Source organism: Enterococcus sp. S183_ASV_20 (assembly GCF_018919685.1).
GTDB classification, from domain to species: Bacteria; Bacillota; Bacilli; order Lactobacillales; family Enterococcaceae; genus Enterococcus; species Enterococcus faecalis.
This window is the reverse complement of sequence record NZ_JAHLRI010000182.1, coordinates 1-422: the sequence shown is the minus strand read 5'-3', so window position 1 is coordinate 422 and position 422 is coordinate 1. Positions and strand designations below refer to the sequence as shown.

The window sequence follows — 422 nt, the reverse complement described above, 5'->3', positions numbered from 1 at the left end:
GGCTACAATGCTAGCGGTATTTATGAACAATACACATATAAAACGCAAGTAGCAAGTGCTATTGCCCAAGGTAAACGTGCGCATACCTATATTTGGTATGACACTTGGGGAAACATGGATATTGCGAAAACAACAATGGATTACTTTTTGCCACGTATTCAAACGCCTAAAAATTCCATCGTTGCATTAGATTTTGAACATGGAGCGTTGGCTAGTGTTCCAGATGGATATGGAGGATATGTAAGTTCAGATGCCGAAAAAGCAGCAAATACAGAGACAATTTTGTACGGTATGCGCAGAATAAAACAGGCTGGCTATACTCCAATGTATTACAGCTATAAGCCATTTACACTAAATCATGTAAACTATCAACAAATCATCAAAGAGTTTCCTAACTCTTTATGGATTGCTGCGTATCCTAT

General features: G+C 38.2%; 1 protein-coding gene. It reads left to right on the top strand.

Annotation, left to right across the window (positions count from 1 at the left end; genetic code table 11):
• A partial coding sequence (locus KQI94_RS16330) for a GH25 family lysozyme (RefSeq protein WP_275970764.1) occupies positions 1 to 422 on the top strand: 422 nt, incomplete at both ends.